This is a genomic window from Azospirillum humicireducens, assembly GCF_001639105.2.
Classification (GTDB): domain Bacteria; phylum Pseudomonadota; class Alphaproteobacteria; order Azospirillales; family Azospirillaceae; genus Azospirillum; species Azospirillum humicireducens.
The window spans coordinates 1,960,440-1,974,598 of record NZ_CP015285.1 but is presented as its reverse complement, the minus strand read 5'-3'; the positions used below and the strand labels follow the sequence as shown (position 1 = coordinate 1,974,598).

The window sequence follows — 14,159 nt, the reverse complement described above, 5'->3', positions numbered from 1 at the left end:
TGTATGGCACTGTGGCCGCATCCTCGGATCGGGCCGCAAGACGGGCATCCCCCCTATCGATCATCGTACGCGGTGATGGGGCAGGATAACACGGGATTGCAGCGCGGGGAGATGGTTGTGATTGAAACATTGCCAGTCAACCGCCGCCTCCGCGTTGTGCCTACGCTTCGGACTTCGCGTTGAACGGCTGCGCGGAATGCGGTCCCACAAACGGCAGGGTGAACCAGAAGGCGGCTCCCTTGCCCGATTCGGCGCTCAATCCGGCGGTGGCGTCCTCCACCCCGATTCTGCCGCCCAGATGCTCGATGATGCGCTTGGCGATGGCGAGTCCCAGCCCGGTGCCGGCCGGCTTGCCGGTCAGCATGTCGCCGGCCTGGCGGAAACGCTCGAACACGATGTCGCGGTCCTTGGGCAAGACGCCGGGCCCGCTGTCGATCACCGCGATTCGCAGCATGTCTCCGTCCGGCTTGGCCTCCAGCCGGGTCCGCCCACCGGTGGGCGTGAACTTCGCGGCGTTGGACAGCAGGTTCACCACCACCTGGATCACCCGGTCCTCGTCGCCGCGCACCGGTGGCAGGTTGCCCGGGATGTCCACCGAGAGCGCGATGCCGCGTTCCAGGAACAGCGCCTCGGTCGCCGCCACGGCCTGGGCCAGCAGGGCGGCCGGATCGATACGCTCGATCCGCCAGTCGAGCGCGCCGGCCTCGATCTTCGCCATGTCGAGCACCTGGTTGATCAGGCGGGTCAGCCGCTCGCTCTCCTTGATGATGACGGCCAGGAACTCCTGCCGCTGTTCGGGTTCCAGCTCACGATCGTCATGCAGGATTTCGCTGAGGGCGCGAATCGAGGTCAGCGGCGTGCGCAGCTCGTGCGTCACGGTGGACAGGAACTCGTCCTTCAGCCTGTCCAGCTCGGTCAGCTGCTCGTTGGCGGCGCGCAGCGCGTCGGTGGCGCGCTCCAGCTCCGCCGTCTTCAACTCCAGCTGGCGGCTGTGGGCGATGACGTCGCTGGTCTCGTCCAGCATGCGCAGAAGCTCCGCCGCCTCCACCGCCCCCGCCGAGACAGACGAGGCGAGCGCCACCCGCGCCGAGGCCCCGCCGATGGCGCCGGCCAGCAGCCGTTCGGCGAGCCGGAGACGCTCCGGTCCCGCCGGCTCGTCCGGGTCGGCACCGGCGAAGGCCTGCTCGGCACGCTGCAGCCCGAGGAAGCGGGCGACCACGCGGGCGAGGTCGCCGACACTGGCGGCGTTGCGCCAGTCCGCGGGCGATATGGGCGGCATGGCGGCGGGCGTCGGTTCGAACACATCGACGAAGGCCGCCGCCTGGGCCCGCTCCACCGCGCCGGGCCGGTCGAACAGCGACAGCCCGACATAGGCGCCGATGTTGGCAAGGGCGCTCCAGAACAGGGCATGGGCCAGCGGATCCCAGCCCTCCAACCCGAACAGCGCATAGGGCCGCAGCGCCGCGATGCTCCAAGGCCCGTCGGCGATGAAGCTGGCCGGCAGCCAGCCCGACCGCGCGAAGCTGGGCAGCAGCAGCGTATAGGCCCAGACCAGCGTGCCGGCCGCCACCCCGGCGATGGCGCCGCGCCTGGTCGCCCCGCGCCAGTGGAGCCCGCCGATCAGGGCCGGGGCGAACTGTGCCACCGCCGCGAAGGAGATCAGTCCGATCGACACCAGCGCATAGGCCGATCCCGCCAGCCGGTAATAGCCGTAGCCGAACAGCAGGATCGCGACGATGGCGACCCGCCGGACCATCAGCAGCACCGGCGCCGGATCGGCCGAGCGCGCAAGCACCGCCGGCCGGACGCGCAGCAGAACCGGCACCACGAGGTTGTTGCACAGCATGGTCGACAGCGCGACCGTCTCGACCACGATCATCCCCGCCGCCGCCGACAGTCCGCCAAGGAAGGCCAGCAGGGCCAGCCACTCCGCCCCGCCATGCAGGGGCAGGGCGACCACGAACAGGTCGGGGTCCACCCGTCCGCCGAAGGTCAGCAGTCCCGACAGCGCCACCGGCAGCACGAACAGGTTGATCAGCAGCAGATAGAGCGGGAACAGCCAGACGGCGCGGTCCAGCTGGCGTTCGTCCACCGATTCGATGACCATCACCTGGAACTGGCGCGGCAGGCACAGCATTGCCGCTGCCGACAGGATGGTGGTGGTCACCCACACGCCCGAGGCGGCTCCCTCCAGCGCGATGTCGCCGCCGAACAGCCGGGCAAGGTCGGGGACGGCGCTTGCCGCGGAGAACAGGTTGTCCAGGCCGCCATGCAGGCCCCAGACCACGAAGATCCCCACGGCCAGGAAGGCAACCAGCTTCACCAGCGATTCCAGAGCGATGGCCGCGACCAGACCGGGGTGATGCTCCGCCGCGTCGATCTGGCGGGCGCCGAAGACGATGGCGAACAGCGCCATCACCGCGGCGATCAGGAATCCCTGGTCCAGGAAGGGGGCCGGGGACGCCTCCAGCCCGCCGCCGGTCAGCGCGTCGAAGCTGACGGCGACCGCTTTCAGCTGCAGGGCGATGTAGGGGGTGACGCCGACGGTGGCGGTCAACGCCACCAGCCCGCCCAGCAGGGGACTGTGGCCGTAGCGGCTTGCCAGGAAATCGGCGATGGAGGTGATGCGCTGCGCCTTGGCGATGCGCAGGACCTTGCGCAGCAGCAGCGGGGCCAGCAGCATCAGCAGGGTGGGGCCGAGATAGACCGGCAGGAAGCCGATCCCCAGCGTCGCCGCCCGCCCGACCGAGCCGTAGAAGGTCCAGGTCGTGCAGTAGACCGCCAGCGACAGGGCGAAGATGGTGGGCGACGCGATGACGCTGCGTCCCGCCGCTTCCCGCCGGTCGGCCCAATGGGCGATGGCGAACAGGGCGGACAGATAGGTCAGCGCCACGACCAGGATCGTGCCCCAATCGAGTCCGACGCCCATACCGCTCCCTTTCCTATCGGGTCCGGCCGGCGAGCGCCGCCAGCAGGATCACCGCCGCCCAGACGCCGAAGACCCCGGCATAGAGGGCCGGGATCCCGAAAATCGTGGCCTCCACCCCGAACAGGCCGAGCAGCGGCGGGCTGAACAGGACGGCGGCCAGCAGGAACAGCCCGGCCATGCGCTCGCGGCGGCGGAGGGCCGGCGGTTCGTCGCGGTCCGGCGCGCTCAAAAGGCGCGTTCCCTTGCGGCGAGTTCGACCAGGATGTTGGCGCCGCGGATGGCGTCGTCCAACGTCCGCACGTCGCGGTCGCGCAGCATCTCGATCATCCGCAGGAAGACCGCGGCGGTGACCAGGCTGTCGCCCAGCGCGGTGTGGCGGTCGACCACCTCGATGCCCAGCCGCTCGGCGATGCCGTCCAGCGTGTGGTCGCCGTCATTGCCCAGCAGCATGCGCGACAGCAGCATGGTGTCCAGCACCGGACAATCGAAGGTCACGCCCGCCGCCCGTTCCTTCATCTTCAGGAATTTCAGGTCGAAAGCGGCGTTGTGCGCCACCAGCACCGCACCGGAGACGAAGCCGCGGAACTGCGGCAGCACGGCGTCGATGGTCGGCTTGCCGGTCACCATGCCGTCGGTGATGCCGTGGAAGGGGACCGACTCCGGCGGGATCGGCCGCTTGGGGTCGACCAGCGTGTTGAAGGTCTCCCCCGTCAGGATGCGCCCGCCGACGACGCGCACGGCGGCGATCTGGATGATCTCGTCGCCGGTGCTGGGCGACAGGCCGGTGGTCTCGGTGTCGAACACCACGTAATGCAGGCGGTCGAGTGGCGTGCGGCCGAGTTCGCTGGTCGCCAGCGGCTGGTGCAGCAGCCCGAAATCGAAGAATTCCGGCCGGGCGCTGGCCCGCGGCCGCGGCTGGGCCGAGCGCGGCGACTGAGCCGGCGGCAGCGGCACGCGCAGCCGCGCCCGCTTGGCAGCGCCATCGGCGCCCCCATCGGCGCCGCCGTCGGCGGACGGCAGCGGCTCGCTCCAGGCGGTGCTGCGGTGGTGCTGCAGCACGTCGCCGGCGCTCAAGCCCCCGAGCCCGCCCGGCAGCGTCCGGTCCAGCCAACCGTCCAGCGTGGCGCTGGGCACGGCCGGCCCTTCCCACACCAGATCCAGATAGACCCAGCGGTCGCCGTCCTGCGGCCCGGCGGCTTCCAGGTCGAAGGCGGCGGCTCCGGTCAGGCCATGCACCTTCTCGATCAGATAGGCGAACAGCAGGACCAGCCCGTGGCTGTCGCCATGCACCCATTGCGGCAGGCCGGTCAGCGTGACGGTGACGGAGGACGCGCTCCCCACCCGGTGGGCCACGAGGCCGATCAGGTTGTTGGAATGGATGTCGCTCATCGGCCAGCTGCCGGTGACGACGCTGCGGTAGGCGGCGGTCACCTGCTCCAGTCGCCGTGACAGGCTGTCGCAGGAGTCCAGCATCGCACTTTCGAAGGCCGCACGGTCGCGGGGACCGAGGTCCGGCGCGTCGTACAGGGTTTCCACGGCGGCGCGCAGATTGGCGATCGGCGCGCGGAACCCCTCGGTCGCCTCGCGCAGCAGGGCGTCGCGCTGGCCCAGCGCAGCCAGCTCGCTGGTGGCGTCGGACAGGGTCAGCACATATCCGGTGATGGCCGGCGGCTCGTCCGATCCCGGTTCCGGCTCCTGCAGGATGGCGCTCATCCGGCCTTCCAGCAGGATGCGGCCGTCGGTGGTGGCGCCGACGAACTGAGCGGTGGTGCCGTGCTCGTGATTGACGTGCCGGCCTTCGCGCACGCGCAAGGAGAGCCGTTCCAGCGTGTGGGTCAGCGGCTCCGCCACCACGAAATGCAGCATGGAGCGGCCCAGCCCCAGTTCCCCCGTCAGATGCAGGATGTCGAGGGCGGTCTGGTTGTAGAGCAGGATCTGGTGCCGGGTGTTGCAGACCAGGACGCCTTCATGCAGATCCCGCAGCACCGCGGCGAGCTGGGTCTTCTGCTCCTCCGCCTTGGCGGTCGAGTCCGCGACGGTGCGGGCGATGTCGCGGCGGACCTGGGCCAGCTTGTCCGAGAGGTCGTTGACCGCGCGGGCGATCGGCAGCAGGTCGCCGTAGCGCGCCAGCGGCACCCGTCCGCCAACCGCGCCCTCCGCATTGCCGTGGGCGATCAGCCCGGCCTCGCGGCTCAGCGTTTCGGCGGCGCGCAGCAGGTAGCGGTCGACCGCCAGCCACAGCCCCCACACCGCCGCCGCGCAGGCGGCCGTCATCGCCACGGCATAGGTCAGCAGCGGATCCGCCGCGTCCGATCCGCGCACCGCCATCGCAAGTCCGACCGACAGTGCCACCAGACCCAAGCCGGCGGCGCGGAAGGCCAGCGGGACGATCCGCCGGGGCGAAGGGGCTGTCGCGGCTGTGGTCTTGGGCGCTGTCACCGCGCCGGCTCCACGCCGCCGATGGCCGGCAGGCCCAGGTGGCGGCGGACGGTGGTCAGCAGGTCGCGGGTCGAGAAGGGTTTGGTGATGTAGTCGGTGGCGCCCAGTGCCAGCCCCTTCTGCCGTTCGACGTCGCGGCTGCGTGCCGTCAGCATGATGATGGGCAGGGATTTCCAGGCCGGGTTGGTCCGCAGGGTCTGGCAGACGTCGAAGCCGTCGCGCTTCGGCATCATCGCGTCGAGCAGGATCAGGTCGGGGGTATAGTCCTCCACCGAGCGCAGCGCCTCGTCCCCGTCGCGGGCGATGCGCACATCGAACCCGGCGCGCTGCAGGAGAACCTGGAGCGACAGGACGATGCTGGGTTCGTCGTCGGCGACCAGGATGGTCGGCTTCATGGCGGGGCGTCCTCCGGTGCGCCGGTCTGCTGCCGGCTTCCCAAATTTGTGGCCGGGGCGATGCGTTCGTGCCCTGGAATGTCCATGGTACGAGCAAAGACAAGCGGGGATCAAGCGGCACTCCCGGCTCCCCGACCAAAGAACGGGGGTAGACGGCGCAAGAAAAAGCCCGGCCGCGACCAAATGTCGCCGCCGGGCTATCGCTTGCATGACAGGTTGTCGCAGGGGAAGGACCGGCGGCGTGCCTCCACCGGTCCGGCAGGGGATCAGCGGGCGGTGATCACGACCGGGTTGAGCCCCATCTTCGTTTTCAACTGCTCCGCTTCGCGCCTGGCCGCGGACTGATCGGCAAATCCGCCGACGCGAACCGCCCGCCAGGACCGGTTGGAACTGTCGGTCCAATCCACCGTATAGGCCTGGAAGCCACCGCCTTGCAGCCGCTGCGCCAGCGAATCGGCATTCGCCGTCACCGAGAAGGTGCCGACCTGTACGGTGTAGCGCCCGGCCGGTGCGGACGCCGGTGGCGTGGCTGCCTTGGCCGGAGGCTTCGCGTCGCCGGTGGCGGACGGGGGAGGCGGCGGGGCGGACGGGGGCGCGGCGGGGGCGGCGCCGGCCGGTGGACGCTTGGCGGCCTCCTTCGGCGGGGCCAGCATCGCCTGGAGCGAGCCGGTGTCGGCTGGCTCGCCGGCTGCCGGATGCTCGGGCTTGGCGGTTTCCGGCTTGGTCGCTTCCGGCTTCTGGGCAGCCGGCGGCGGTGCGCCTTCTGCCGGGACCGTGGCGCGCGGCTTGGGTGCGGCGGCCGGGGCCGTGGCCGGAACGGGCGGCGGTTCGGGCATCTTCAGCACCGGCGGCGGGCTGGCGGGAAGGGCGGCGACCGGCGGCGGGGGTGCGGAGGACGCCGTTGGCGGCTGCGCCGGAGACGTCTGGGCGGGGGGCAACTGTGCCGGCGGCGTGACGGCCGCGCTCGGGGCGCTGCCGGTCGCCGTGCCGGACGGTGCCGGATTCGACGGCGCTCCGTTCTGCGGCGCGCGGGTGATGGCCGGCGCCGGCACCATCGGCGAGGAGCTGTTGGCCGCAGTCGTCACCGGCTCCGGATCGCCCGATCCGAGATAGACGACGCCGACGGCGATGCCGCCCGCCGCCAGCAGGGCAAGCGCGATCTTGCCCAGCGGCAGCCCACGGCTTGCCGGTTCTTCCTCGTCGTCCTCGATCTCGTCCTGCTGATCCGCGTGCAGATCCTCGTTCAAGGCACGAAGCAGCTTGGCGATGTCCTCATTCTCCGGCGGCGGAGGATCGGAAGGTTTGCCGTTTGCTTTCATCTCGTCCTTGAACGTCGGTGTCGACAGGGTGGGAGCCTGCCGGTGCGGTGGCTTGAGCGTCACGGTCGACCTGCGCTTGCCCGCCTTGGCGGGCCGGCTGAAAACAACGAGGGGCCTTCCGGCCGCCGGTCCGCGGAAAACGGACCGGCGTCGGAAAGCCCCTTCTCCTTATCGTATTTTGCCGCTCCATCAAACCGCCAAGCGGTCGCGCCCGGCGCACGGGCGACGCGAAGAAGGGGGTGCCGTCCCGGTATGCCGGTCAGCCCTGAGTCGGCTTGGCCGGGTCGACCGGATGCGGCTGGGCTGATGTGGGAGACGTCGGGGAAGCGGTCGGGGGCACCGGAGCCTGCGTGACGGGCTGGGCGGCCGGCTGGGCGGGCGTCGGGTTGATCGCGGCGGGAGGGGCCTGGGCGGCGGTTTGGGCGGGAGCCGCCTGCGTCTCCTCCTCCTCGTCCTTCAGGCCGGACTTGAAGGCCTTCACACCCTTGGCGATGTCGCCCATCACGCTGGGCAGCTTGCCGGCGCCGAACAGGAGAAGCACGATGACCAGAACGATCAACCAGTGCCAGATGCTGAAACTGCCCATCGATCAATACCTCTGCAAATCGGTCGGAGCGGACGACGTCGCGGTCGCCACCAATGTGAGTGCCCCTTCCGCGCCGCACAAGAGGCCGGCGCCGAAGGAAGCGGATTAACGCGGGGCCTTCAGGCCGCCGGCCCGCTTTCCGCCGGCTCGTCCGGCAGCTGGTGGCGCATGATCAGCGGCGCCTGGAAGGCGCTGAAGACCAGGGTCAGCGGCATGATGCCGAACACCTTGAAGTTGACCCACATGTCGGTGGAGAAGTTCCGCCACACGACCTCGTTCAGCACGGCCAGGACCAGGAAGAACCAGGCCCAGCGGATGCCCAGCGTCCGCCATCCCTCGTCCGAAAGGTTCAGCACGGTGCCCAGCAGCCGCTTCATCACGTTCCGGCGCATCGCATGGGCGACGAACAGCACGGCGGCGAACAGCAGGTTGACCAGGGTCGGCTTGATCTTGATGAACAGGTCGTCCTGCAGCCACAGGGTCAGGCCGCCGAACAGCAGCACGAAGCCTGCGCCGACCACCGGCATGATCGGGATGCGGCGTTCCAGCCGCCAGGACACCGCGACCGCGATGCTGATGGCGACCATGAAGACAGCGGTGCCGGTCATGATGCCGGCCTGGGAATTGGCGACGAAGAAGGCGGCCAGCGGGCCGGCCTCGATCGCCAAGCGTGCGAACTGGTTCATATCCCTCACATAGCCCGAACCGGCCGCCCGTGAAAGGGGCGAATGGCGGTGCGGCGGTAACAACGCATTCCGGCGGCGCCGGCACTCATGCCGGGGCTTTTCTCCGAACTTGTGCTTCTCTACGACTTTCCGCATCCGCCTTTCGGCGGGGAACCGGCAGAGGACAAGGCAGCGATGGAAGCAACCGAGGTCAAGGATCTGATCGACGAAGCCCACGAACGGGAAAAGGCAAAGCGCCACGCGGCGGCACCGCGCCATCCCGACGGCAGGGAGGAGGGTGGTCATGGCGTGAAGACCTCCACCGCCATCTACATCTCGCTGCTGGCGGCGGTGCTCGCCATCGTCAGCGTCGCCGGTTCCAATGCCGGCAAGGAGCTGATCGCCAGCGCCATCGAATCGTCGGACAGCTTCGCCTATTACCAGGCCAAGACCCAGCGCCAGATCAGCCTGCGCCTTGCCGCCGACGAGATCGAGCTGCTGTCCGCCGGCATGCCGGCCGAGGCCCAGGCGAAGGCTCTGCAGCGTTCGGCCGAATACCGCCAGGCGGCCGAGCGCATGGAGGCCGATGAAGGCAAGAACAGTCGCAAGGATCTGCTTGCCAAGGCCAAGGCGGCGGAGGTCCGGCGCGACCATGCTGCAGCCCAGGACCCTTATTTCGACTTTGCCGAGGGCATGCTGCAGCTCGCCATCGTTCTGGCGTCGGTCTTCGCCATCACCGACAAGGTCTTCATCCTGTGGATCAGCCGCGCCCTTGCGCTGGCGGGACTGCTGATGGCGGTCGACGGCTTCACCCTGATCCTGCCGCTGCCCTTCCTCTGACCCGTCAGAACTGCGCCGACAGCCGGAGCGAGCCGTAATTGGTCAGCGATTTCTGGCCGCGGAACTCCGGCGTCTGCAGGGTCTGGGCGTAGGTCAGGCCATAGCGGCCATAGCGCAGCGTCAATCCGGCCTGCATGCTGCCGACGAAGGGATGCTTGTCGACCGACCGGCTGTCCCGGACGCTGTTGCCGTCCAGGAAGATGTTGCGTGCCACCGCCCGTCCCTCGGCGCTGGCGTAGACGTACCAGGAAAAGCGCCCCGGCCGTTCCGAATAGGGGGAGTCCTGATAGGGGATGCTGGAGGTGGGGCGCGTCACCAGGGCGCCCACCGGCGGCGGCATGTTGCCGCCCAGCCGGACCGAGCTCCCCACCGCGGCGAAGGTCAGCACATTGCCCAGGCTGCCGGCGACATGGGGGCTGAAATCCCATTCCAATGGCCCCAGCCTGTTCGGCTTCTCGCCGCGCCAGACATGCTCATAGCTCAGCATCACGCCCGGCTCGTCGCGCAGCTGGTGGTCCCATCCCTCCGGGTAGGTGGCGCCGCTGACGATCCTGTGCACCGTCTTCTGCGTCGGTTCGGCCAGCGAGGACGGTCCGACGATGCCGAGGTCGAGGTCGAGGCGGTCGACCGCCGTCGGCGCCTCGTTCAGCACCGAAATCCGGCCATAGAGCCAGCCGGCATAGGGCCGGTCGGTGGGGTCCGGATCGCGGGCCTTGAGGTTGCTGGGCGTGTAGATGTTCTGGCCGAAGGCAAAGCCGTAGCGCCGCACCCCGCCGGGCTCGATCCAGGGAACGAGGTTCGCCAGCCAGTCGATGTTTCCGTAGGTCGGCCGCGCACCGGAGAAATAATAGAACTGGAAGCCGTTCGAGTAGTAGCGGTCGGTCCCGCCGCCGAACAGGTCGTTGTCGATCCAGAAGCCGATGGCGGGACCGGAGGCCGCCGGCGCGTCGCCCGGTGGTGGGGTGGTTTCCTGGGCGCTTGTCCCCGTCGCCGTCAGCAGCAGGGTCGCAAATGCTGCGGCCAAGGTGGGGCCGCTGTTCGTCGCCATTCCGGCACGCTCCATCCGTTTTGCAGGGTAACGGATGGAGAGGGAGTGTGTTGCGATGCAGTGCAGCCTCTTTGGTGGTAGGGGAGTTGGTTGAGGTTGCCTTCACACCCGTGCCTGCAGCCCCTCCACCGCCTCCTCCAGCGTCATGTCGATGCGCTTGATCCCGTGCAGCGCCAGGAAACGCGATTCGTTCTTCGACATCTCGCCGGGGATCACCGCCCAATGGCTGTCCGAAGAACGCTTGGCGATCTGGCGGGCGAAGGTGCGCTGGATCTCATGGTCGAAGCGGCAGCCCAGGAACAGGAAATGGCGTCCCGCGCGGCGCTCCTTCACGACGGCAGGGATCGGGGTCTGGATGTCGATCTCCGTCAGGATCTCGACATAGTCGCTGTCGGAGATCAGGTAGTTGCCGGCCGGCGTCACCGCGCCCGACGGCTTGTACAGCACGGTATCCCAACCGGCGGCAGCCTCCGCCGTCGTCTCGGCGCCATCGGGGTCGTAGAAGCGCACCCATTCGCCGGTCGATTGCGGGTGCGACACCCCCTGGATCTGGCCCCAGCTCCGGTCGGCGGCGGCGCTCAGCAAACCGTCGAGCACATTGTCGTACCAGACGTCCACCAGCAGGGGCGGAGCCGGGATCGCGGCAAGCAGCGTATGGACGGGGGTGGCCGGCACCGTCTGGCGGAAGATCTCGTTGAGGATGGCCTCCAGCGTCTTGCGGTGCTTGCGCGTCTCGATGAACTGGGCGACCGCGGTCAGGTTGGAGCGGATGCGGCCGGGCGCGGCGACCTTGGCGTTCAGGCGCTGCACCAGCTCGGCCGAATTGCGCGGGATCGGGCACTGGTCGGGCGGCAGCAGGGCGAAGGCGCCGGGGCCGAGATAGGGCACCACCTGCCGCGCCCCCAGCGCCGCGGCGATGTCGGCCAGCGCCGCCGCGGCGTCCGGAACCGTGACGGAGTCGGATTCGGGTGCAAGCGTGGTGACGGTCATGGGTGCCTCTTCCCTCTTGGTCTTCACAGATAGATCGCGGCGCCGGCGCCGGTGTTGACGCTGGCGTCCTTCAGCGTTTCGACGATGAAGGCGACCTGATCGCGGGTGATCTTGCGGTGCAGCGGCAGGGCGAGCACGCGGTCGGCCGTCTTGGTGCAGACCGGGCAGGCGCCGCGGCCGGCCCGCTCCTCGCCGAGCGCTTCGATGTAATATTGCTGGGTGTGCAGCGGCTGGCCGTAGTCGCTGGCGTCGATGTCGTGGGTGTCCAGATCCTCGATGATCGACCGGCGCCCCGACGCGCTGAAGCGGGTGCCGAGATGGACGCAATAGACCATCGGGTTGACCACCTCCGCCCCCGGCCCGCGATAGGGCGGCTTGATGCCTTCGAAGCTCGCCATCGCCGCGTCGTAATAGGCGATGACCAGATTGCGGCGGGTCAGGATCTCCGGCAGGCGTTTCAGTTGGACCAGGGCCAGCGCGGCGTTCAGGTCGCTCATCCCCGCCTGCCAGGGCAGGGTGCGGGTGATGACCACCGTGTTGCGATGCTCCGTCTCGCGTCGGCGCATGTAGCGCAGCCGGTGGGCGAGGTCGCGGTCGTCGGTGACGATCATGCCGCCTTGACCGGCCAGCAGGATGCCGGGTTCGGAAAAGTCGAAGACCGCGGCGTCGCCGAAGGTGCCGACCATCTGCCCCTTGTAGGTCGAGCCGATGGCCTCGGTCGAATCCTCCAGCAGAATCAGATCTTTGGCATCGGCCAGAGCGCGCAGCTCGTCCCAATGGGCGGGGTGGCCGTTGACGTTGGCGGCCAGGATCGCCTTCGTTTTCGGCGTGACCAGCGCCGCGGCCTTCTCCGGGTTGATGGTGTGCTGCCAATAGTCGATATCGACCAGCACCGGCGTGGCGCCGGACAGCGCCACCGCATGCTGGACCTGGTGCCAGCCGAAGGGGCTGCACAGCACCTCGTCGCCCTCGCCGATGCCACAGCCCTTCAGCATCAGCAGCGTCGCCATCGTGCCGCTGGACACCGCCACCGCATGGTCGCGGCCGACATAGGCGGCGAAGGCATCTTCGAACGCCCGCACCATCCGCCCGTCGCTCAAGGCCCCGGAGGACAGCAGGCGGCCGAGCATTTCGACCTCCGCGCCGGAGATGTCGGGGTCGGTCAACGGGATGTAGTCGTCCAGCTCATCGTCATCGGCAGGGGCTGGGGCGGGGGAGGTCTGGTGCAGAACCGCGGCGGCCTCGCTCATTCACTCGTCCTCGTCCCGTTGGGCGATCACGACGCCGGTGGCAAGCTCCGGCTTGTCGGTGATGAGCCAGCAGTGGTTGTTGCCGTCCACCAGATGCAGGTCGAAGCCCGCCTCCTCCCGGAAGGGATCCTCGGCCATCACCGCGGCCATGGCGCCGGTGACGGTCTTCAGGTCCGGGTTGGCCTCGCGCACACCGCGGACCACGGCGTCGAGCTTGCCGCCACCGGCGAACAGCCGGCCGGCCAGCGTGGCGATGCTGTCGATGCGCTCGGGAGACAGGGTCATGGGCGTCACTCCGTTCCGCGTTTCTTGGCGTCTACGGTGATCGGCAGGCGGGTGTCCGCCGGCATCTCCGGCAGGTCGAGCGTCCAGCCATTGGCGACCTTGATCCAGCCGCCCCACAGGTCCGGCTTCTCCATCTCGACGATGGGTTCCTCCAGATCCTTCTTGGCGACGTAGATCGTATATTGCTCGGACGCCTTGCGGATCATCACCTTCATCACGGACACTCCAGCCTGTTGTTATCATTGATGCTTTTTCTCAAGCCGCGACCAGCCGGGCATGGAGGGCCGGCAGTTCCGACAGGACGGCATCCACCTCCGCCGCGGTGGTGGTGCGGCTCAGCGAAAAGCGCAGGCTGGCGGCGGCCTGGGTGCCGCTCAGCCCCATGGCGGTCAGCACATGGCTCGGCTCGTTGCCGCCGGAGGAGCAGGCCGCCCCCATCGACACGGCGATGCCGGCGCGGTCGAGCCGCATCAGCAATTCCTCCGCATCCACCGGATGGCCGCGGCCGTCGGCGAAGCGGATGTTGCTGGTGTTGGGCAGTCGGGCGGCGCCGGCCCCATTCACCACTGCGCCGGGCCAGCGGGCGAGGATGCCCTGCTCCAAGCGGTCGCGAAGGAAGGCGATCAGGTCCGCCTCGTCGAGCCAGAGCGACGCCAGCGACGCGGCGGCGCCGAAGCCGACGATGCCCGGCACATTTTCCGTTCCGCCCCTGCGGCGGCGCTCCTGATGGCCGTGGATCAGCGCGTGGAAGGGGGCGCCCTTGCGGACATAGAGCGCGCCGACCCCCTTCGGCCCGTGCATCTTGTGGGCGGACAAGGTCAGGTAATCGGCGATGCCGCAATCGACCGGCACCCGGCCGGCGGCCTGCACCGCGTCGCTGTGGAACAGTGCGCCATGGGCGTGGGCGATGGCGGAGGCACCTTCCACCGGCATCAGAACGCCGGTCTCGTTGTTGGCCCACATCATGGAAACCAGCGCCGTCGCCTCCGTCACCACGGCGGCGAGATCGACCAGCGAGGGCAGACCGTCGCGGTTCACCGGCAGGATGGTGACGCGCCAGCCGCGCTGGCGCAGGTCGTCGAACAATGCCAGCGTCGCCGGATGTTCCACCGCGGTGGTGACGATGTGGTCGCGGCGGTGGTCGGTTTCCTCGATGACGCGGAGCGCGCCGAGGATGGCGGCATGCGTCGCCTCGGTGGCGCTGCCGGTCATCACCAGATCGGCGGGCTTGGCGCCGATCAAGGCCGCGACCTGGGATTTCGCTTCACTGACCGCTCGCCGGGCGGCCATGCCGGCGGAATGCGGGCTGGAGGGGTTGGCGAACTCGCCGAACAGGTGCGGCATCATTGCGTCACGCACTTCCGCAGCCAGGGCGGTGGTGGCGTTGTTGTCGAGGTAGATGGTCATCGCATC

General features: G+C 69.2%; 14 protein-coding genes. 1 reads left to right on the top strand and 13 read right to left on the bottom strand.

The genetic code is table 11. The features are described 5' to 3' along the window. Window positions 1-160: 160 nt before the first annotated feature. The 7 genes from A6A40_RS09185 to A6A40_RS09155 form a co-directional block, all read right to left on the bottom strand. Window positions 161-2,929: a sensor histidine kinase gene (locus A6A40_RS09185; RefSeq protein ID WP_063635126.1), complete on the bottom strand. Its 2,769-nt coding sequence runs from the start codon at window positions 2,927-2,929 to the stop codon at window positions 161-163. A gap of 13 nt (window positions 2,930-2,942) precedes the next feature. Then, on the bottom strand, window positions 2,943-3,158 hold the full coding sequence (locus tag A6A40_RS09180; protein WP_063635125.1) for a hypothetical protein: 216 nt from the start codon (window positions 3,156-3,158) through the stop codon (window positions 2,943-2,945). Then, a complete protein-coding gene (locus A6A40_RS09175) occupies window positions 3,155-5,368 on the bottom strand; it encodes a 3'-5' exonuclease (protein ID WP_063635124.1) in 2,214 nt (737 codons plus the stop codon). The genes A6A40_RS09180 and A6A40_RS09175 overlap by 4 nt, the downstream gene beginning before the upstream one ends. After that, on the bottom strand, window positions 5,365-5,763 hold the full coding sequence (locus A6A40_RS09170) for a response regulator transcription factor (RefSeq protein ID WP_063635123.1): 399 nt from the start codon (window positions 5,761-5,763) through the stop codon (window positions 5,365-5,367). Before A6A40_RS09170 ends, A6A40_RS09175 begins: the two co-directional genes overlap by 4 nt. Window positions 5,764-6,029: 266 nt before the next feature. Beyond that, window positions 6,030-7,145 carry an SPOR domain-containing protein gene (locus tag A6A40_RS09165; RefSeq protein ID WP_063635122.1) on the bottom strand — a complete coding sequence of 372 codons (1,116 nt, stop codon included), beginning with the start codon at window positions 7,143-7,145 and terminating at the stop codon, window positions 6,030-6,032. Window positions 7,146-7,341: 196 nt separating this feature from the next. Continuing rightward, entirely contained in the window at window positions 7,342-7,668 is a 327-nt protein-coding gene (locus tag A6A40_RS09160; protein ID WP_063635121.1) for a twin-arginine translocase TatA/TatE family subunit, read from the bottom strand. A 119-nt stretch (window positions 7,669-7,787) separates the two neighbouring features. Then, window positions 7,788-8,354 carry a septation protein A gene (locus tag A6A40_RS09155; protein ID WP_063635120.1) on the bottom strand — a complete coding sequence of 189 codons (567 nt, stop codon included), beginning with the start codon at window positions 8,352-8,354 and terminating at the stop codon, window positions 7,788-7,790. 174 nt (window positions 8,355-8,528) lie between these two features. Here A6A40_RS09155 and A6A40_RS09150 point away from each other — a divergent pair, with 174 nt between their 5' ends. Beyond that, on the top strand, window positions 8,529-9,173 hold the full coding sequence (locus A6A40_RS09150) for a DUF4337 domain-containing protein (RefSeq protein WP_158279283.1): 645 nt from the start codon (window positions 8,529-8,531) through the stop codon (window positions 9,171-9,173). Window positions 9,174-9,177: 4 nt separating this feature from the next. On the opposite strand, the gene A6A40_RS09145 is transcribed toward A6A40_RS09150, so the two are convergent. The 6 genes from A6A40_RS09145 to A6A40_RS09120 all read right to left on the bottom strand — a co-directional run bounded on the left by A6A40_RS09145 (window position 9,178) and on the right by A6A40_RS09120 (window position 14,153). Further along, window positions 9,178-10,221, bottom strand: coding sequence for a lipid A deacylase LpxR family protein (locus A6A40_RS09145; RefSeq protein WP_063635118.1), 1,044 nt, complete (start codon window positions 10,219-10,221; stop codon window positions 9,178-9,180). A gap of 102 nt (window positions 10,222-10,323) precedes the next feature. Continuing rightward, on the bottom strand, window positions 10,324-11,211 hold the full coding sequence (locus A6A40_RS09140; protein ID WP_063635117.1) for an SIR2 family NAD-dependent protein deacylase: 888 nt from the start codon (window positions 11,209-11,211) through the stop codon (window positions 10,324-10,326). 23 nt (window positions 11,212-11,234) lie between these two features. Continuing rightward, a complete protein-coding gene (locus A6A40_RS09135; protein WP_174718513.1) occupies window positions 11,235-12,461 on the bottom strand; it encodes a DegT/DnrJ/EryC1/StrS family aminotransferase in 1,227 nt (408 codons plus the stop codon). Then, complete coding sequence (locus A6A40_RS09130; protein ID WP_063635116.1) at window positions 12,462-12,746, bottom strand: hypothetical protein; 285 nt, start codon at window positions 12,744-12,746, stop codon at window positions 12,462-12,464. Between the two features lie 5 nt (window positions 12,747-12,751). Continuing rightward, complete coding sequence (gene nifT / locus A6A40_RS09125; RefSeq protein WP_014248518.1) at window positions 12,752-12,961, bottom strand: putative nitrogen fixation protein NifT; 210 nt, start codon at window positions 12,959-12,961, stop codon at window positions 12,752-12,754. 40 nt (window positions 12,962-13,001) lie between these two features. Continuing rightward, a complete protein-coding gene (locus A6A40_RS09120) occupies window positions 13,002-14,153 on the bottom strand; it encodes a cysteine desulfurase family protein (protein ID WP_063635115.1) in 1,152 nt (383 codons plus the stop codon). Window positions 14,154-14,159: the final 6 nt, after the last annotated feature.